The organism is Microbacterium kribbense (genome assembly GCF_039537285.1).
Lineage (GTDB): Bacteria > Actinomycetota > Actinomycetes > Actinomycetales > Microbacteriaceae > Microbacterium > Microbacterium kribbense.
Map to the genome: position 1 here is coordinate 320300 of NZ_BAABAF010000008.1, position 17283 is coordinate 337582.

Here is a 17283-nt window from a genome sequence, read left to right on the forward strand (position 1 = left end):
TGGGCATGCCAGGGGCACAGGCGGCTCAGCGGGCCGCGTAGTACTCCACGACCAGCTGCACCTCACAGGTCACGGGGACCTCGGCGCGCTTGGGGCGACGCACCAGGCGTGCCTGCAGCTTGTCGAGCTCGACCTCGAGGTAGCCCGGAACGGCGGGCAGGACCTCGGCGTTGCCGCCGGCGGCCGCCACCTGGAACGGCTCGGTGCCTTCGCTGCGCTCCTTGACATGGATGATCTGGCCCGGCTTCACGCGGAACGAGGGACGGTCCACGAGCTGGCCGTCGACCATGATGTGGCGGTGCACCACGAACTGGCGGGCCTGGGCGGTGGTGCGGGCGAAGCCGGCGCGCAGCACGAGTGCGTCCAGACGCATCTCGAGGATCTCGACCAGGTTCTCACCGGTCAGACCGTCCTTGCGGCGGGCCTCGTTGAAGGCGATCCGCATCTGCTTCTCGCGGATGCCGTACTGCTCGCGCAGACGCTGCTTCTCACGCAGCCGGACGGCGTAGTCGCTGTCCTGCTTGCGCTTGGTGCGGCCGTGCTCGCCGGGGCCGTAGGGGCGCTTCTCGAGGTAGCGCGCGGCCTTGGGGGTCAGCGCCACGCCGAGGGCGCGGGACAGGCGGACCTTGCGACGGTCCTGGGACTTCGATGCCACGAAGTGTTCCTTCCATGACGCGGCCGTGACGATCACGACTCGCGGACGTATCACCCGACTCCGCCCTTCGAAGCCGCACGCCGGGGCGCACCAGAAGGTTGTACAGGAGGAGGGGGATGCCCGAAAACTCGGTTTCGAGCCGATTCATGCTATCAGACCCGGCGGATCCGCTGCAGCGGCCCGGCGCGACGGGGGTGTCACTCCCCCAGGATCCGGCGGATCTTCTCCAGCCGCGCCTGCACGTCCCGCTCGGCACCGAGCGGCTTGGGCTCGTAGTAGCGGGTGCCGCGCAGTTCGTCGGGCAGATACTGCTGCGCCGACACGCCGATCGCGCTGTCGTGCGGATAGACATAGCCCTTGCCGTGCCCCAGCCGCTTCGCGCCGGCATAGTGCGCATCGCGCAGGTGCTGCGGCACCCGGCCGAACCCGCCGGCGCGCACATCGGCGATCGCCTTGTCGATGGCCAGGTATGCGGCGTTGGACTTCGCCGTCGTGGCCAGGTAGGCGGTCGCCTCGGCGAGCGGGATGCGCCCCTCCGGCATCCCGATGAAGGCGACCGCGTCGGCGGCGGCGACCGCGATCTGCAGGGCCTGCGGGTCGGCCAGACCGATGTCTTCGGCTGCCGAGATCACGAGCCGCCGCCCAATGAACCGCGGGTCCTCGCCGGCCTCGATCATGCGCGCCAGATAGTGCATCGCCGCATCCACGTCCGATCCGCGGATCGACTTGATGAACGCGCTGATCACGTCGTAGTGCTCATCGCCCTGCCGGTCATAGCGCAGCAGCGCCTTGTCGACCGCCTGCGCGACCACGTCCGCCGTGATCACCGGTGTGCCCTCGGCGGCGGGGGCGGCCACCGATGCCGCCGCCTCCAGCGCGGTCAGCGCCCGCCGGGCATCGCCCGACGCCAGCCGCACCAGAGCGGCGCGCGCGTCGTCTTCGAGCGTGACAGCGCCGGCCAGGCCGCGGGCATCGCCGACGGCGCGATCGACCAGCATGCCCAGGTCGGCGTCGGTCAGCGGCTGCAGGGTCAGCAGCAGCGACCGCGACAGCAGCGGCGAGATCACCGAGAACGACGGGTTCTCGGTGGTGGCCGCGATCAGCACCACCCAGCCGTTCTCCACACCCGGCAGCAGGGCATCCTGCTGCGCCTTCGTGAAGCGGTGGATCTCATCCAGGAACAGGATCGTGGACTGCCCATACAGGTCGCGCTGGCTCAGCGCGTCCGCCATCACCTCGCGCACGTCCTTGACCCCGGCCGTCACCGCCGACAGCTCGATGAACCGACGCCCGGACGAGCGCGCGATCGCCTGCGCCAGGGTCGTCTTGCCAGTGCCGGGCGGGCCCCACAGGATCACCGAGACCGATGCCGTGGCGCCGTTCGGGTCGGCGAGGGTCACCAGCGGCGAGCCGGCGCGCAGCAGATGCTGCTGCCCCGCGACCTCGTCCAGCGAGGTCGGTCGCATCCGGACCGCCAGCGGGGTCGGCCCGGACAGCAGGGCGGCAGGCGAACTCACCCTCCCAGGCTATCCGCCCCCTCCGACGGCGTCGGCCTCGCGTAGGATCGAGCGCGTCCGGTGTGTCCGGAACCGATCCGAGAGGAGGCGCCGTGGCTGCCGGCGACAAGAAGAAGGATGCCCGCGCGCAGCGTGAGCGCGCCCGTGTCTATCAGGCCCGCCAGGCGTACAGCGCCGCACGGTCCCGGCGCCGGATCCGTGACAATTGGATCGGCGGCGTCGCCGGCGGCGTCCTGCTGCTGGGGGTCCTGGGCGTGCAGATCACCTATTACACCGCCGGCCCCGGCAAGCCGGCGCCCGCACCGACACCGACCACGACCAGCACGGTGACCCCGACGCCGGTCAGCCCCACGCCGACACCGACGACGGCTGGGTGAGCGCACCGGGTCTCGTACTAGGCTTGGGGACCGTCCATCCCCCCGCAGACGGCGCGAGCCGTGATGAGGTGCATCCCGTGACTGCCGACGCAGCGAACACTCCCACACCACCGCCGGTTCCCGGTCCCCCGCGCAGCGGAATCCGGCCCGTGCCGACTCCGCCGGCCAGGCCCCTGCCGCCGGCAGCGGCGGCCCCCGTTCCGGCAGCGCCGGCCGCTGGACCCGCCCCGGCGACATCCGCGGACGGCCGGCCGTGGGGCCGGGCCGATGAGCAGGGCGAGGTGTCGGTGCGCGAGGGCGAGGCGTGGCGGGTTGTCGGCCATTACCCGGACGGCACCCCCGCCGAGGCGCTGGCATACTTCGAGCGCAAGTTCGCCGACCTCGCCGGCGAAGTCGCGCTGCTGGAGGCGCGGCACCGTCAGGGCGGGGCATCCGCCGCCGACCTGCGCAGCACCGCCGGAGCCCTGCGCGAGCGCGTCGTCGGCGCCGCGGCCGTCGGCGATCTGGCCGCTCTCGCGGGTCGCCTGGACGTGCTGTCGGCCGAGCTGAAAGAGGCCGCGGCCGCCGAGAACGCCGCTGCCCGCGCCCTCGTGGACGAGGCCATCGCCACCCGCACCGCACTCGTCGAGCAGATGGAGGCGCTTGCGGCGCGCGATGCCAAGTCGGTGCACTGGAAGCAGACCACCGCCGAGGTGACCGAGCTGTTCGAGCAGTGGCAGGGCCAGCAGCAGAACGGCCCGCGGCTGCCGAAGTCGGCCGCGCAGCGGCTGTGGAAGCGGTTCCGCGACGCCCGGTCGATCATCGACAAGGCGCGCCGGGAGTTCTATGCAGAGCTCGATGAGACGCACAAGGGCTCCCGTTCGCGCAAGCAGGCGCTCATCGAGCGCGCCGAGGCTCTCGCACCCAAGGGCGAGGACGGCATCGGCACCTACCGCGACCTGCTGGAGGCGTGGAAGGCTGCGGGCCACTCCGGCAAGAAGGCCGACGACGCGCTGTGGGCGCGGTTCAAGGCCGCCGGTGACGCGCTGTACGGCGCGCGCGCCGATCGGGAGAGCGCCGAGGCCGAGGCCTCGCTGGAGAAGATCGAGGCCAAGCGTGCGCTGCTGGAGCAGGCCCGTCCGATCGTCGACGAGCCCGAGCTGGCCAAGGCGCGCAGCGCCCTGACGGCCGTGCAGCGGCAGTGGGACGAGATCGGCCGGATCTTCCCGCGCGAGAAGGAGCGCGCGCTGGATGACGAGCTGCGCAAGATCGAGCAGAGCGTGCGCGGCCGCGAAGACGTCGACTGGAAGCGCAACAACCCCGAGACCCAGGCGCGCGCCAATGACATGACGCGACAGCTGACCGATGCGATCGCGGGTCTTGAGCGCGAGCTGGCCGAGGCGCAGGCATCCGGCGACTCGCGCGCCGCGGCCGCCGCCGCCGAGGCGCTGTCGGCGCGCAAGGCGTGGCTGAGTGCGATCAGCTGACCGGGCCGGTCCGAGTTCTCCACAGATCGCGGTGAGCCGGCCCGCCCGCGGGTGCCATCGGGCACACTGCGAGGATGACCTCGCCGTACCTGTACTTCCCCGGTGGGCGGCTCTCATCGGCTGAACTGACCGCGGCGTGCCTGGACGGGCACCTGGTGGCCCTCGGCGAGGGGTACATCCCCGCCGACGCCGTCGAGACGGCGGCGCTGCGGGCGGCGTCGCTGCGCGAGCTGCTGCCGCCGGGCGTCGCCGCGACGCACCGCAGCGCCGCGTGGATCCATGGCGCGCCGGCCGCTCCTCCCGCACGGCACCGCGTGCAGCGGGTGAGCGCGCGGCGGCTGCATCACAGGATCGACCGGCGCCTGCAGTTCCACGACACCCGGATGCCGCCCGCCGACGTGGTGCGCATCGGCGGCGTGCTGGTGACCACGCCCATCCGCACCCTTGTCGACTTGACCAGGACGGCGGGTCCCGGGCACCGCCGGGCCGCGCTGCTCATGGTGCAGGCCGGCATCGCCGATGCCGAGGATGCGATCGCCTGGCTGCACGCCTCGCCGGGACTGCCCGGCAAGCGGACGGCGCTGCCGCTGTTGCAGGCGTGGGCGAGCGCGGATCAGCCCGAGGTCACCCGGTAGACGTCGTAGACGGCGTCGATGCGGCGCACCGCGTTCAGCACCCGGTCCAGGTGCACGGTGTCACCCATCTCGAAGACGAATCGGCTGATGGCGAGGCGCTCGTCGCTGGTGTTGACCGTCGCCGACAGGATGTTCACGTGGTGCTCGCTGAGCACCCGGGTCACGTCGCTGAGCAGACCGGAGCGGTCCAGCGCCTCGACCTGGATCTGCACCAGGAAGACGCTCTTGCTGGTCGGCGCCCACTCGACCTCGATGACCCGGTCCTTCTCAGCCATCAGCGACTTGACGTTCGTGCAGTCCTCGCGGTGCACCGACACGCCGCTGCCGCGGGTGACGAACCCGATGATCTTGTCGCCGGGCACCGGCGTGCAGCACTTCGCGAGCTTGACCAGGATGTCGGGGGTGCCCCGCACCAGAATGCCGGAGTCGCTGCCGCCGCGGTGCGCGCGCGGCTTGCTGCCGGCCGGCAGCTGGATCGGTCCGGTGAGGGTCTCGTCGACGCGGACCAGCGCGGTGACCTTCTCCAGCACCGACTGGGTGGAGACGTGTCCCTCGCCGACGGCCGCGTACAGCGCCGAGACGTCCTCGTAGCGCAGCTGCTGCGCGACTTCGGCGAACGAGTCCTGGTTCATCAGTCGCTGCAGCGGCAGGTTCTGCCGGCGCATCGCCCGCGCGATGGCCTCCTTGCCCTGCTCGATGGCCTCTTCGCGCCGCTCCTTGGTGAACCAGCCGCGGATCTTGCTGCGCGCCCGGGTGCTCTTGACGAAGCTCAGCCAGTCCTGGCTGGGGCCGGCATCCGGGTTCTTCGAGGTGAACACCTCGACGATGTCGCCGCTGTGCAGCTCCGACTCCAGCGGCACCAGACGCCCGTTGACCTTGGCGCCCATCGTGCGGTGCCCGACCTCGGTGTGCACGGCATAGGCGAAGTCCACCGGCGTCGCGCCGGTGGGCAGTCCGATCACGCGACCCTTCGGCGTGAAGACGTAGACCTCTTTCGCGCCGATCTCGAACCGCAGCGACTCGAGGAACTCCCCTGGATCGGCCGTTTCAGCCTGCCAGTCCGAGATGTGCGCGAGCCAGGCCATGTCGGCGTCGACCGCGCGGCCGTCGGTCTTGCCGCTGTTGACCCGCTCTTTGTACTTCCAGTGCGCGGCCACGCCGTACTCGGCCTGCTGGTGCATCTCGTGCGTGCGGATCTGGATCTCGACGGTGCGACCTTCCGGACCGATCACCGTCGTGTGCAGCGACTGGTAGAGGTTGAACTTCGGCGTCGCGATGTAGTCCTTGAACCGGCCCGGCAGCGGCGTCCAGCGCGCGTGGATGGCCCCGAGCACGGCGTAGCAGTCCCGCACCGTGTTCACCAGCACACGGATGCCGATCAGGTCGTAGATGTCGTCGAACTCGCGACCGCGCACGATCATCTTCTGATACACCGAGTACAGCTGCTTGGGCCGGCCCGCCACCTGACCGCGGATGCGCAGCTCACGCAGGTCTGCCTCGACCGCTCCGATCACGCTGTGCACGTACTGCTCGCGCTGAGGCGTGCGCTGTTTGACCAGGCTGTCGATCTCGGCGTAGAGCTTGGGCTGCAGCACGGCGAACGAGAGGTCCTCCAGCTCTGCCTTGATGGTCTGGATGCCGAGTCGGTGGGCCAGCGGCGCGTAGATCTCGATCGTCTCGGTGGCTTTGCGCTTGGCCTTCTCGGGCGGGACGAAGCCCCACGTGCGCGCATTGTGCAGGCGGTCGGCGAGCTTGATCAGGAGCACCCGGATGTCTCGGGACATCGCGACGATCATCTTGCGGACGGTCTCGGCCTGGGCGCTCTGGCCGTACTTGACCTTGTCGAGCTTCGTCACCCCGTCCACGAGCATCGCGACCTCGTCGCCGAAGTCCGCGGTCAGCTGATCGAGCCGGTAATCGGTGTCCTCGACGGTGTCGTGCAGCAGCGCCGCCGCGACCGCGCGCGGGCCCAGGCCCAGGTCTGCCAGGATCTGCGCGACGGCGAGGGGATGGGTGATGTAGGGCTCACCGCTCTGCCGCTGCTGGCCGCGGTGCGCGGCGTCGGCTGTGGAGTAGGCGCGCTCGATGATCGACAGGTCGCCCTTGGGGTGGTGCGTGCGCACCGTGCGGATCAGCTGCTCGACGTCGTCGCGACGGGCGCTGCGCGAGAAGATCCGCGGCACCAGGCGGCGCAGCGACGAGCTCTGCCCGGCGGGAACGGTTTCGGCCATCGGCTCACCCCTCCCGTCGGCTGCGACAATCCTACGCTGGACGGGCGGTGCGCTCGGCGCCGCCCGGGCTCAGGCGGCGATCGCTGCCTGCGCGCGCCGCTTGCGCACCTGCTTGTCGTGGGCCTTCAGCGCGGGTTCGCGCTCCCGGAACAGGGAGTACAGCGGCGCCGCCACGAACAGGGTGGAATACGCCGCGACGATGATGCCGACGAAGATCGACAGCGAGATGTCGCTGAGGGTCTGCGCGCCCAGCCAGAACGCGCCGATGAACAGGATCGCGCCGACCGGCAGCACGGCCACGACCGTCGTGTTGATGGAGCGCACCAATGTCTGGTTCACCGCGAGATTCACGGACTCGCCGAAGGTGCGCTCGGCATGCAGCTCGCTGTCCTCATGCGTGGTCTCGCGGATCTTGTCGAACACCACGGTCACGTCGTACAGCGAATACGCGAGGATCGTCAGGAATCCGATCACCGCTGCCGGCGAGATCTCGAACCCTGCCACGGCATAGATGCCGATCGTGATCACGAGCACGTCGACCAGCCCGATGATGGCCGCCGCCGACATCTTCCAGGTGCGGAAGTACAACGCGAGGATGAGGAACGTCAGCGCGAGGAAGATCGCCAGGCCCCAGAGCGACTGGCGGGTGACGTCCTGACCCCAGGTCGGCCCGATGAAGGACGCCGTGACCTCTTTCTCGGCCACGTCGAACTGTTTGGCCAGCGCCGTGCTGACGGCCTGGGTCTGATCCGAGGTCATCTGGTTGGTCTGCACCCGCACGCCGTCGGCGCCGACCGTGGTGACCTTGGTGGTGGCATCCGGCACGATGGACCGCACTGCCGCACTCGCCAGCTCCTGATTGGGGTTGGCGATCTTCGACACGGTGAACTGCGAGCCGCCGGTGAACTCGATCGAGAATTGCACCGGACGGATCAGCGGCACCAGCGCCGCGGCGATCACCAGCACCGCCGCGACGATGAACCAGACCCGCCGCTTCGAGACGAACGGGAAGGAGACCTTGCCCGAATAGAGGTCATTGCCGAACTGACTCATGACGCCCATCAGTGATCAGCCCCGTTCTTCGACGAATCGGTATTCGCGCCGGTGGAGGCCGCTATCTCGGCGTCGCGCTTCCGCTCGGCGATCGTCTGCCGCCGTTGGGCTTCGCCGCGCGAGCGCGCGGTGCGCCGCGCCGCGCCGCCTGGCCCTTCGATGGCCGGTGCCCGGAACTGCGCCCTGCCGCGATAGACGGCGCCGAGCGCTTCCGGATCCATGCCCGACAGCCGGTGTCCCTCGCCGAAGAATCGGGTGCGCGCCACGAGCTGCATCACCGGGTGCGTGAAGATGATGAAGATCAGGATGTCGATGGCCGTGGTCAGCCCCAGCGTGAACGCGAAGCCCTTCACCGTGGCATCCGCCAGAATGTAGAGCACGACCGCGGCGAGGATGTTGACCGCCTTGGCGATGTAGATGGTCCGCTTCGCGCTGCCCCAGCCGTCTTCGACGGCACCGGTGATGGACTTGCCGTCGCGCAGCTCGTCGCGTATTCGCTCGAAGTAGACGATGAACGAGTCGGCCGTGAATGCGATCGTCACGATCAGACCGGCCACACCCGCCAGGGACAGGCGGAAGCCCATCCGCCACGCCAAGATGCACAGCATCAGCCAGGTGATCACGCCCATCACGGCCAGCGACGCGATGATCACGAACCCGAGCGCGCGGTAGCTGATCAGCGAGTACAGCGCGACCAGGGCGAGGCCGATCAGGCCCGCGATCAGGCCGATCTGCAGCTGCTGCGAACCGAGCGTCGCGGAGATGGTGTTCGAGCTGACGACGGTGAAGCTCAACGGCAGCGCGCCGTATTTCAGCTGGTCGGCCAGCGTCTGCGCACTGGTCTGGGTGAACGACCCGCTGATCGACGGGTTGCCGTCGGTGATCACCGCGTTCATGCGCGGAGCGGAGATCACCTCGCCGTCCAGCACGAACGCGAACTGGTCACGCGGCGACTGGCCCGCTGCCCGCAGTCCGTTCAGCCGCTGGCTGACCTCGGCGAACTTCTTCGTGCCCGGCCCGTCGAACTTGAGCTGAACCTCCCACTGGCCGTTCTGCGAGTTCTGGCCGTAGGAGGCGTCCGTGATGGCCGACCCGTCCAGCTCGACAGGACCGAGGATGTACTTCTCGGTCCCGCCCACGTCACACGTGATCAGCGGCTGGTCCTTGGGCTCGTCGGCGGGCTGGTTGGCCTTGTTGCTGCAGTCGTAGGCAAGGAACTGGGCTTGCAGCTTCGGGGTGATCCAGCTCGGGTCACTCCCGTTGCTCGGCGAAGCCGTGGGCGTGGCGCGCAGTGTCGGCGCCGGGGTCGGGTACGGCGTCTGCTTGCCGTTGTCCCCGACGAACGAGGTCGCCGGCGATCCGGTGAACAGCACCGAGCGCAGCTGCATCTGGGCGGATGCCTCGATGCGCTGTCTGGTCTGCTCGTCGGCGATCCCGGGGATCTGCACCACGATCTGGTTGCCCGACTGCGTGCCGATGTCGGCCTCGCCGACGCCCGATGCATCCACCCGCTGTCGCATGATCGTCGCGGCCTGCGCCATCTGGTCCGACGTGGGCGCGGTGCCGGTGGGCGTCTTGGCCTGCAGGATGATCTGCGTGCCGCCCTGCAGGTCCAGCGCCAGCTCGGGCACCCAATGGGCTTTCTGGTACACGTACACGCCGAGGGAATTGATCCCGGCGAGCACGGCGATCACGATCAACAGGCCCAGCAAGCCGCGCCAGGCGTGCCGAACGGGGGTGGTAGAGGCCACGGAGGGTCAGCTTTCTTACGGGGTGGCCGGGTCAGGCCTCGGGCGAGTCCTTCTTGGTCTGATCGGACCGCAGGCGCTCGGCGGTCTCGGCGCTGGACTCGATGTGCGGAGCGGCCTGGTCGGCGGCGTCAGCCGCGTCGTCGTACTCGCTGTCGTCGTACTCGGCGTCGTACTCGGTGTCATCGCCTGACTCGGTCGTGGGGCTGACCACGCGCAGGATGGACTGGCTGTGCACCTTGATGTCCACGCCCGGCGCGATCTCGATGATCGCCGGCTGGTCCAGGTTGTCCGCATCGTAGGAGACGACGGTGCCGTAGAGCCCACCCTGCAGCAGGACCTCGGCGCCGGGGACGGTCTCGCGCGCCTTGGCCTCGTGCTCGGCCTTCTGCTTGGCCATGCGGCGGCGCGAGCTCCAGAACATGAAGCCCAGCAGCAGCACCAGCAGGATGATCAAGCCGTAGTTGGAAAAGAATGTTCCGAGGTCCATAGGGCCAGTGGCACCTTTCGAGTGGGGCGCGCCGCGGCGGCGCTGCCTGAAGAGGGTTGGGGGAAAGCCTTCAGCGATTATAGGTCATCGAGTCTCAGTGCCCCGTCCGGATGCGCGATCCCCATGTGCCGGTATGCCTCCGGCGTTGCGATCCGGCCGCGCGGTGTGCGCCCCATGAAGCCGATCCGCACCAGGTACGGCTCGACGACGGACTCGATGGTCTCGGCTTCCTCGCCCACCGTCACCGCCAGCGTGTTCAGCCCGACGGGCCCGCCGCGGAAGCGGCGGATCAGGCCATCCAGCACCGCCCGGTCGAGGCGATCCAGACCGATGGCATCCACGTCGTACAGCTCCAGTGCCGCATCCACCGTGCTCGTGGCGACGACGCCGCCGGGGTCCGAGCCGTGCACGACGACGTAGTCGCGCACCCGTCGCAGCAGCCGGTTCGCGATGCGGGGTGTGCCGCGGGAGCGCCGGGCGATCTCGGCGCGCGCCGCCTGCGGCAGGGCGATATCGAGCATCGACGCCGACCGGGCGACGACCTGCTCGAGCTCCCGGGGCTCGTAGTACTCCAGGTGCGCGGTGAATCCGAAGCGGTCGCGCAGCGGATTGGGCAGCAGTCCCGACCGGGTGGTCGCCCCGACCAGGGTGAACGGTGCCAGATCGAGGGGGATGCTGGTGGCGCCGGCGCCCTTGCCGACCATGATGTCGATGCGGAAGTCCTCCATCGCCAGGTACAGCATCTCCTCGGCGGAGCGCGCCATCCGGTGCACCTCGTCGATGAACAGCACCTCGCCGGGGGTCAGGCTCGACAGCAGCGCGGCCAGGTCGCCGGCGTGCTGGATGGCGGGGCCGCTGGACATCCGCAGGGCCCGCCCGCTCTCGTGCGCGACGATCATCGCCAGCGTGGTCTTGCCCAGGCCCGGCGGGCCCGCGAGCAGGATATGGTCGGCCGGGCGCTGCTGGATGCGCGCCGCGTCCAGCAGCAGTTGCAGCTGGCCGCGCACCTTCTGCTGTCCGATGAACTCCGCCAGCGAACCGGGCCGCAGCGCCCCCTCGATCGCGAGCTCGGTCTCATCGAGCGCCTCGGGCACGAGCACCTCGGGATCGAACTCAGCCACGGCCGGCCTCCGCCCGGGCCGGACCCAGCTGGGCCAGGGTCAGGCGCAGCATCGTCGGCACCTGCGCCAGTTCGGCTGCCGAGGCCTCTGCGGCGACCCGCGCGACGGCGTCGGCGGCGATGCGGTCCGACCAGCCCAGCCCGACCAGCGCCGCGACCACCCGGGCGCTGACGGCCTGCGGCGCGCCGGCCGCTGGGGAACCGCCGGGCGCGGGTGGGGCGAGCTTGCCGGCCAGCTGCACCACGATCAGCTTGGCCGTCTTCGGGCCGATGCCCGATACGCGCCGGAACGGCGCGTCGTCGTCGTCGGCCACGGCCTGTGCGATCTCATCGACATCGAGTGCGGAAAGGACGCCCAGCGCCGACTTCGGCCCCACGCCGGTCACGCCGAGCAGTATGCCGAACAGCGCGCATTCCGCACGCTGCGCGAACCCGTACAGCGACAGCGCGTCCTCCCGCACGATCAGCGAGGTGTGCAGGCGGATGCGCTCACCGACGTGCGCCGATCGGGCGACGTCGGGCGGCACGGCGACGGTGAAGCCCATGCCGCCCACGTCGACTTCGACGACGTCGGCGCCGGCATGCAGAACGGTCCCCTGCAACGAAGAGATCATGCCACCAGCCTACGAGGCGTGTCGGACATTTGTTCTAGCGACACGCATCGTGCCGACTCGCTCACCGACGCGCGCCCCGCTCCGCGTCCGCCCACGCGCGCTGGGCGGGCGTCAGTGCGCCGGCAGGCGCTGCCGCCGCGGCCGACGGCCCGCGCCACGCATGGCACAGCGCCAGCGCCAGGGCGTCGGCGGCGTCTGCGGGGGTGGGCAGCTCGTCCAGCCGCAGGATGCGGGCGACCATGGTCTGCACCTGGAGCTTGTCTGCGGCGCCGTAGCCGGTGATGGCCGCCTTCACCTCGGTCGGGGTGTGCGTGTCGGCGGGGATGCCGTGCTCGGCCGCCAGCAGCAGTGCGATGCCGCTGGCTTGGGCCGTGCCCATCACGGTGTTGCGGTTGTGCTGGGCGAAGACGCGCTCCACCGCCAGCACATCCGGCATGAACTCCTCGAGCGCGGCGCGGATGCCGGCGGCGATGGTCTGCAGGCGCTTCTCGATGCGGGCATCCGGAGCCGACCGCACGACACCGACGTGCACGAGCCGGGCCGACCGGTCGGGGGCGACATCCACCACCCCCACACCGCAGCGGGTGAGCCCGGGGTCGATCCCGATCACGCGCATCCGTCGGCCAGCCACGCACTCAGCCTAGGTGCCGGCCGCAGGCCGCGGCCGCAGGCCACGCCCGCGGGGTCGGTCAGTCGTCCGTGTCGGCCTCGAGCTCGGCCTGCACCTCGGGGGTGAGCCCGAAGTTGCTGTAGACGTTCTGCACGTCGTCGCTGTCCTCGAGCGCGTCGATGATGCGGAACACCTTGCGCGCCGTGTCGACGTCGATGTCGACCTTCAGAGATGGCACGAACTCGATGTCGGCGGACTCGTAGTCCAGCCCCGCGGCCTGCAGGGCCGCGCGCACGGAGACCAGCTCACCGGCCTCGGTGAGCACCTCGAACCCGTCCGGATGCGGCTCGACCTCTTCGGCGCCGGCCTCCAGGGCCGCCATCAGCACATCGTCCTCGGTGGTGCCCTCGCCCGAGACGACGATGACGCCCTTGCGGCTGAAGTTGTACGAGACGCTGCCGGGGTCGGCCAGCGTGCCGCCGTTGCGGCTGAGCGTGGTGCGCACTTCGGCCGCGGCGCGGTTCTTGTTGTCGGTGAGGCACTCGATCAGAAGCGCCACCCCGGACGGGCCGTAGCCCTCGTACATGATCGTCTGGTAGTCGACCGATTCGCCGCCGACGCCCGCGCCGCGCTTGATGGCGCGGTCGATGTTGTCGTTGGGGACCGAGGTCTTCTTCGCCTTCTGGACGGCGTCATAGAGGGTCGGATTGCCGGCAAGATCGGCACCGCCCATCTTGGCCGCGACTTCGATGTTCTTGATGAGTTTGGCGAACGACTTGGCGCGGCGGCTGTCGATGACGGCTTTCTTGTGCTTGGTCGTCGCCCACTTGGAGTGGCCGGACATATACCCCAGTGTACGGAATGTCAGCGAGACATCTTGAGCAGCAGGCTGTGGAAGCGGGTCTCGCCGTTCATCTCGGGGTGGAACGATGTGCCCATCAGGTTGCCGCTGCGCACCGCCACGACGGTGCCGTCCGCCAGTGCGGCGAGGGTCTCCACATCCGGACCGGCGTCTTCCACCAGGGGCGCGCGGATGAATACGGCGTGCACCGGTTCGGCGCCGACCGCCGGCACGTCCAGGTCCGTCTCGAACGAATCGACCTGGCTGCCGAACGCGTTGCGCCGCACCGTGACATCCAGCCCGCCGAAGGTCTGCTGGCCCGTTATGCCGTCGGTGATCCGGTCTGCCAGCAGGATCAGCCCCGCGCACGTGCCGAACACCGGCAGGCCCGCGGCGATGGCGTGCCGGATCGGCTCGCGCAGGCCGAACGTGCGCGACAGCTTGTCCATGACGCTGGATTCGCCGCCGGGGATGACCAGCGCCTGCACGCGCGCGAGCTCTTCGGGCCGGCGCACCAGCACGGTTTCAGCTCCCAGCCCGTCCAGGATGCGGACGTGCTCGCGCACATCGCCCTGCAGCGCGAGCACTCCGATGCGGGGCGGTGTCACCAGCCGCGCTCGGCGAGGCGGTGCGGTGCCGGCAGGTCCGACACGTTGATGCCGACCATCGCCTCACCCAGGCCGCGCGAGACCTCGGCGACGACTTTCGGGTCCTCATAGAACGTGGTGGCCTTCACGATCGCCGCGGCTCGGGCGACCGGGTCGCCGGACTTGAAGATGCCCGACCCGACGAACACGCCGTCGGCGCCCAGCTGCATCATCATGGCGGCGTCGGCCGGGGTGGCCACTCCCCCGGCGACGAACAGCACGACCGGCAGCGTGCCGGTGGCGGCGACCTCGGCGACCAGCTCATACGGCGCCTGCAGCTCCTTGGCCGCGACGTACAGCTCGTCCTTGGTCATCGAGCGCAGGGCGTTGATCTCGCTCGTGATCTTGCGGATGTGCTTGGTGGCCTCGGAGACGTCGCCGGTGCCGGCCTCGCCCTTGGAGCGGATCATCGCGGCGCCCTCGCCTATGCGCCGCAGCGCCTCACCCAGGTTGGTCGCACCGCACACGAACGGCACGGTGTAGTTCCACTTGTCGATGTGGTTCACGTAGTCAGCGGGCGAGAGCACCTCGGACTCGTCGATGTAGTCGACGCCGAGCTCCTGCAGGACCTGCGCCTCGACGAAGTGGCCGATGCGGGCCTTCGCCATCACCGGGATCGAGACGGCGGCGATGATGCTGTCGATCATGTCCGGGTCGCTCATCCGCGAGACGCCGCCCTGGGCGCGGATGTCGGCGGGCACGCGCTCCAGCGCCATGACGGCCACGGCGCCGGCGTCCTCGGCGATCTTCGCCTGCTCGGCGGTGACGACGTCCATGATGACGCCGCCTTTGAGCATCTCGGCCAGGCCGCGCTTGACGCGTGCGGATCCGGCGGTGCGAGTCTCGTCTGCCACGATGACACCTTTCGTCTGGGGAGCCAATCGGAAACATTGGCCTATGCCAAAATTTACCACGTCCGCGTACAGTCGTCAGCAGGAGGCCTCATGAACAGTCCGATCGCCGGCAGCACCGCGACCGAGATCGCCGACAGCGTGCGCGATCTGCGGGAGCGCGGGCAGCTGCGTGCGGGCGACGCGCTGCCGCCGGTGCGCACACTCGCCGAGCACCTCGGCGTGAACCGCAACACCGTCGCGGCCGCCTACCGGCAGCTCACGACTGCGGGGCTGGTGCAGACCCTCGGGCGCGGCGGCACCCGAATCGCCGACCCGGCACCGCTGGCCCAAGAGGGGTTCGCCGCCGGCACGGTGCTGCGCGATGTCGGCACCGGCAACCCGGATCCCACGCTCATCCCCGACCCGACCGCCGCGCTGCCGGCGGTGATGGGCCGTCCCGTGCTGTACGGCGAGCCGGTCATCGACGCGGCACTCGCGGAGTGGTCGCAGGACTGGCTGGCGGCCGATCTGGCGCCGCGCGAGTTCCGGCTGACGATCACTTCCGGGGCGGTGGACGCCGTGGAGCGGCTGCTCGCGCAGGCGCTGACCCAGGGCGATGCCGTCGCCCTGGAGGATCCGTGCTGGCTCGCCGGCATCCAGACCGCCCGCCTGGGCGGCTACCGCACCGTCCCGGTGCCCATCGACGCGGAGGGGATGACCGTCGCGGGCCTGACCGCCGCCCTGGCACAGGGGGTGCGCGCCGTGGTGTGCACGCCGCGCGCGCAGAATCCGACCGGCGCGAGCCTGTCGGATCGCCGTGCCGCCGACCTGCGCGCCGTGCTGGCCGACCACCCGTACGTCCTGGTGATCGAAGACGACCACTTCTCGCTGCTGTCGCAGCAGCCGTTCCACAGCATCGTGGGACCCGGCCACCGCCGGTTCGCGCTGGTGCGGTCGGTGTCGAAGTTCCTCGGCCCCGACATGTGCCTGGCCGTCACGGCATCCGACCCGCAGACCGCCGAGCGCCTGGCGCTGCGGCTGAGCCCCGGCACGACCTGGGTGAGCCATCTGCTGCAGCGCCTGACCCACGCGCTGCTGGTCGACGACGATGCCAGGGCGCAGATCACCGCCGCCGGCGTGCACTACGCGCAGCGGGCGCAGGCGTTCGCCCAGCTGCTGCGCGTGCAAGGACTGGATGCCGCCGCCGGCGACGGCCTGAACCTCTGGGTCGCGGTGCCGGCCTCGGCGCGGTCGGTCTCGGAGCAGCTGATGCGCCGCGGGTGGCTCGCGCGCACCGGGGACGAGTTCCGGCTCGAGGCGACCGACTCGCACCATCTGCGACTGACGGTGCACGACCTCGACGACGCCGATGCCCGGCGCCTGGCCGCGGATCTGGCGGCGGCCGTGGCCGTCGCGGCGTAGCGGGCGCGACGGGGCGGCGGGCGGCGGTGTGCGGCGGTGTGCGCCGCCGGCCGCGCGGATGACATGATCGATCGGTGCAGATCCTCTCCATCCAGTCGGCCGTCGCCTACGGCCATGTCGGAAACTCGGCCGCCGTCTTTCCGCTGCAGCGCATCGGCGTCGACGTGCTGCCGGTGTACACGGTCAACTTCTCCAACCACACCGGGTACGGCGCGTGGCGCGGCCCGATGATCAGTCCCGACGACGTGCGGGATGTCATCACCGGCATCGCCGAGCGCGGTGTGCTCGGCCAGATCGACGCCGTGCTCAGCGGATATCAAGGCGACACGGGCATCGCCGACGTGATCCTCGAGGCCGTCGCCCAGGTCAAGGCGGCCAACCCCGCGGCCGTGTATGCGTGCGACCCGGTGATGGGCAACGCCGAGTCGGGCTGCTTCGTGGCGCCGGCGATCCCCGACCTGCTGCGCGAGAAGGTGGTGCCGGCGGCCGACATCATCACGCCCAACCAGTTCGAGCTGGGGTATCTGACCGGCACCGAGCCCGACACGCTGGAGTCGACGCTGGCCGCTGCCGACGCGGTGCGGGCGCTGGGGCCGCGCACCGTGCTGGTCACGAGCGTGGAGCGGCCCGACCGCCCCGCCGACACGATCGAGATGCTCGCGGTCGACGATGCCGGCGCGTGGATCGTGCGCACCCCATTGCTGCCGCTGAAGGCCAACGGCTCGGGCGATGTGACGGCGGCCCTGTTCACGGCGCACTATGTGCAGGGCCGGGATGCCGCCGCCGCGCTGGCGCGCACCGTGTCGAGCGTGTTCGACCTGCTCGAGCGCACGCATGCCTCGGGCCAGCGTGAGCTGCAGCTCGTGGCGGCGCAGGAGTCCTACGCGCACCCGCGCATGCAGTTCGAGGTCGCCCAGGTGCGCTGAGGTTCGCACCCCGTCGAGAACGCGCACACTGTGCCCCATGCTGCCCGGCCGCGCAGTGTGCGCGTTCTCGGCGGGTTCTCACCGCGGGCTGGCGCACC

The 17283-nt window shown here is 70.3% G+C and carries 17 protein-coding genes; 5 read left to right on the forward strand and 12 right to left on the reverse strand.

The window, feature by feature from the left end; all coding sequences use genetic code 11:
- Positions 1-25: 25 nt before the first annotated feature.
- Positions 26-655 carry a 30S ribosomal protein S4 gene (gene rpsD / locus ABD705_RS12595; RefSeq protein ID WP_344784094.1) on the reverse strand — a complete coding sequence of 210 codons (630 nt, stop codon included), beginning with the start codon at positions 653-655 and terminating at the stop codon, positions 26-28.
- 197 nt (positions 656-852) lie between these two features.
- A complete protein-coding gene (locus ABD705_RS12600; RefSeq protein ID WP_425562085.1) occupies positions 853-2121 on the reverse strand; it encodes a replication-associated recombination protein A in 1269 nt (422 codons plus the stop codon).
- A 143-nt stretch (positions 2122-2264) separates the two neighbouring features.
- On the opposite strand from ABD705_RS12600, the gene ABD705_RS12605 reads away from it, so the two are divergent.
- The 3 genes from ABD705_RS12605 (at position 2265) to ABD705_RS12615 (ending at position 4650) form a co-directional block, all read left to right on the forward strand.
- Positions 2265-2549: a dioxygenase gene (locus ABD705_RS12605; protein ID WP_344784098.1), complete on the forward strand. Its 285-nt coding sequence runs from the start codon at positions 2265-2267 to the stop codon at positions 2547-2549.
- Positions 2550-2830: 281 nt separating this feature from the next.
- On the forward strand, positions 2831-4015 hold the full coding sequence (locus ABD705_RS12610; RefSeq protein WP_344784100.1) for a DUF349 domain-containing protein: 1185 nt from the start codon (positions 2831-2833) through the stop codon (positions 4013-4015).
- Positions 4016-4089: 74 nt separating this feature from the next.
- Complete coding sequence (locus ABD705_RS12615; RefSeq protein ID WP_344784102.1) at positions 4090-4650, forward strand: hypothetical protein; 561 nt, start codon at positions 4090-4092, stop codon at positions 4648-4650.
- On the opposite strand, the gene ABD705_RS12620 is transcribed toward ABD705_RS12615, so the two are convergent.
- From ABD705_RS12620 to pdxS, 10 genes are all read right to left on the reverse strand, one after another.
- Complete coding sequence (locus ABD705_RS12620) at positions 4629-6881, reverse strand: RelA/SpoT family protein (protein ID WP_344784104.1); 2253 nt, start codon at positions 6879-6881, stop codon at positions 4629-4631. The genes ABD705_RS12615 and ABD705_RS12620 overlap by 22 nt on opposite strands.
- Positions 6882-6950: 69 nt before the next feature.
- The gene (secF, locus tag ABD705_RS12625) at positions 6951-7943 is read right to left on the reverse strand and encodes a protein translocase subunit SecF (protein ID WP_344784106.1); all 993 of its coding nucleotides are present in this window, start codon (positions 7941-7943) and stop codon (positions 6951-6953) included.
- Positions 7943-9685, reverse strand: coding sequence for a protein translocase subunit SecD (gene secD, locus ABD705_RS12630; protein WP_344784108.1), 1743 nt, complete (start codon positions 9683-9685; stop codon positions 7943-7945). The genes secF and secD overlap by 1 nt, the downstream gene beginning before the upstream one ends.
- A gap of 31 nt (positions 9686-9716) precedes the next feature.
- Positions 9717-10172, reverse strand: a complete 456-nt coding sequence (locus tag ABD705_RS12635) for a preprotein translocase subunit YajC (RefSeq protein ID WP_344784110.1) — start codon at positions 10170-10172, stop codon at positions 9717-9719.
- Between the two features lie 77 nt (positions 10173-10249).
- On the reverse strand, positions 10250-11293 hold the full coding sequence (ruvB, locus tag ABD705_RS12640; protein WP_344784112.1) for a Holliday junction branch migration DNA helicase RuvB: 1044 nt from the start codon (positions 11291-11293) through the stop codon (positions 10250-10252).
- On the reverse strand, positions 11286-11906 hold the full coding sequence (gene ruvA / locus ABD705_RS12645; protein WP_344784114.1) for a Holliday junction branch migration protein RuvA: 621 nt from the start codon (positions 11904-11906) through the stop codon (positions 11286-11288). The genes ruvB and ruvA overlap by 8 nt, the downstream gene beginning before the upstream one ends.
- 61 nt (positions 11907-11967) lie before the next feature.
- Complete coding sequence (gene ruvC, locus ABD705_RS12650; protein ID WP_344784282.1) at positions 11968-12522, reverse strand: crossover junction endodeoxyribonuclease RuvC; 555 nt, start codon at positions 12520-12522, stop codon at positions 11968-11970.
- Positions 12523-12595: 73 nt separating this feature from the next.
- Entirely contained in the window at positions 12596-13360 is a 765-nt protein-coding gene (locus ABD705_RS12655) for a YebC/PmpR family DNA-binding transcriptional regulator (protein ID WP_344784116.1), read from the reverse strand.
- A 20-nt stretch (positions 13361-13380) separates the two neighbouring features.
- Positions 13381-13965, reverse strand: a complete 585-nt coding sequence (gene pdxT, locus ABD705_RS12660) for a pyridoxal 5'-phosphate synthase glutaminase subunit PdxT (protein WP_425562079.1) — start codon at positions 13963-13965, stop codon at positions 13381-13383.
- On the reverse strand, positions 13962-14858 hold the full coding sequence (gene pdxS, locus ABD705_RS12665) for a pyridoxal 5'-phosphate synthase lyase subunit PdxS (RefSeq protein ID WP_344784118.1): 897 nt from the start codon (positions 14856-14858) through the stop codon (positions 13962-13964). The genes pdxT and pdxS overlap by 4 nt, the downstream gene beginning before the upstream one ends.
- 90 nt (positions 14859-14948) lie before the next feature.
- On the opposite strand from pdxS, the gene ABD705_RS12670 reads away from it, so the two are divergent.
- Positions 14949-16259, forward strand: a complete 1311-nt coding sequence (locus tag ABD705_RS12670; RefSeq protein ID WP_344784120.1) for an aminotransferase class I/II-fold pyridoxal phosphate-dependent enzyme — start codon at positions 14949-14951, stop codon at positions 16257-16259.
- A 74-nt stretch (positions 16260-16333) separates the two neighbouring features.
- Positions 16334-17185 carry a pyridoxal kinase PdxY gene (pdxY, locus tag ABD705_RS12675; protein WP_344784121.1) on the forward strand — a complete coding sequence of 284 codons (852 nt, stop codon included), beginning with the start codon at positions 16334-16336 and terminating at the stop codon, positions 17183-17185.
- The last annotated feature ends 98 nt before the right edge of the window (positions 17186-17283 follow it).

What these genes read in the sequence shown, in the direction of transcription:
- secF (WP_344784106.1), bottom strand. Translation starts at nt 7,943, where the DNA reads ATGGGCGTCATGAGTCAGTTCGGCAATGACCTCTATTCGGGCAAGGTC.
- ruvC (WP_344784282.1), bottom strand. Translation starts at nt 12,522, where the DNA reads ATGCGCGTGATCGGGATCGACCCCGGGCTCACCCGCTGCGGTGTGGGG.
- ABD705_RS12620 (WP_344784104.1), bottom strand. Translation starts at nt 6,881, where the DNA reads ATGGCCGAAACCGTTCCCGCCGGGCAGAGCTCGTCGCTGCGCCGCCTG.
- ABD705_RS12670 (WP_344784120.1), top strand. Translation starts at nt 14,949, where the DNA reads ATGAACAGTCCGATCGCCGGCAGCACCGCGACCGAGATCGCCGACAGC.
- ABD705_RS12655 (WP_344784116.1), bottom strand. Translation starts at nt 13,360, where the DNA reads ATGTCCGGCCACTCCAAGTGGGCGACGACCAAGCACAAGAAAGCCGTC.
- ABD705_RS12635 (WP_344784110.1), bottom strand. Translation starts at nt 10,172, where the DNA reads ATGGACCTCGGAACATTCTTTTCCAACTACGGCTTGATCATCCTGCTG.
- ruvA (WP_344784114.1), bottom strand. Translation starts at nt 11,906, where the DNA reads ATGATCTCTTCGTTGCAGGGGACCGTTCTGCATGCCGGCGCCGACGTC.
- ABD705_RS12615 (WP_344784102.1), top strand. Translation starts at nt 4,090, where the DNA reads ATGACCTCGCCGTACCTGTACTTCCCCGGTGGGCGGCTCTCATCGGCT.
- ABD705_RS12600 (WP_425562085.1), bottom strand. Translation starts at nt 2,121, where the DNA reads ATGCGACCGACCTCGCTGGACGAGGTCGCGGGGCAGCAGCATCTGCTG.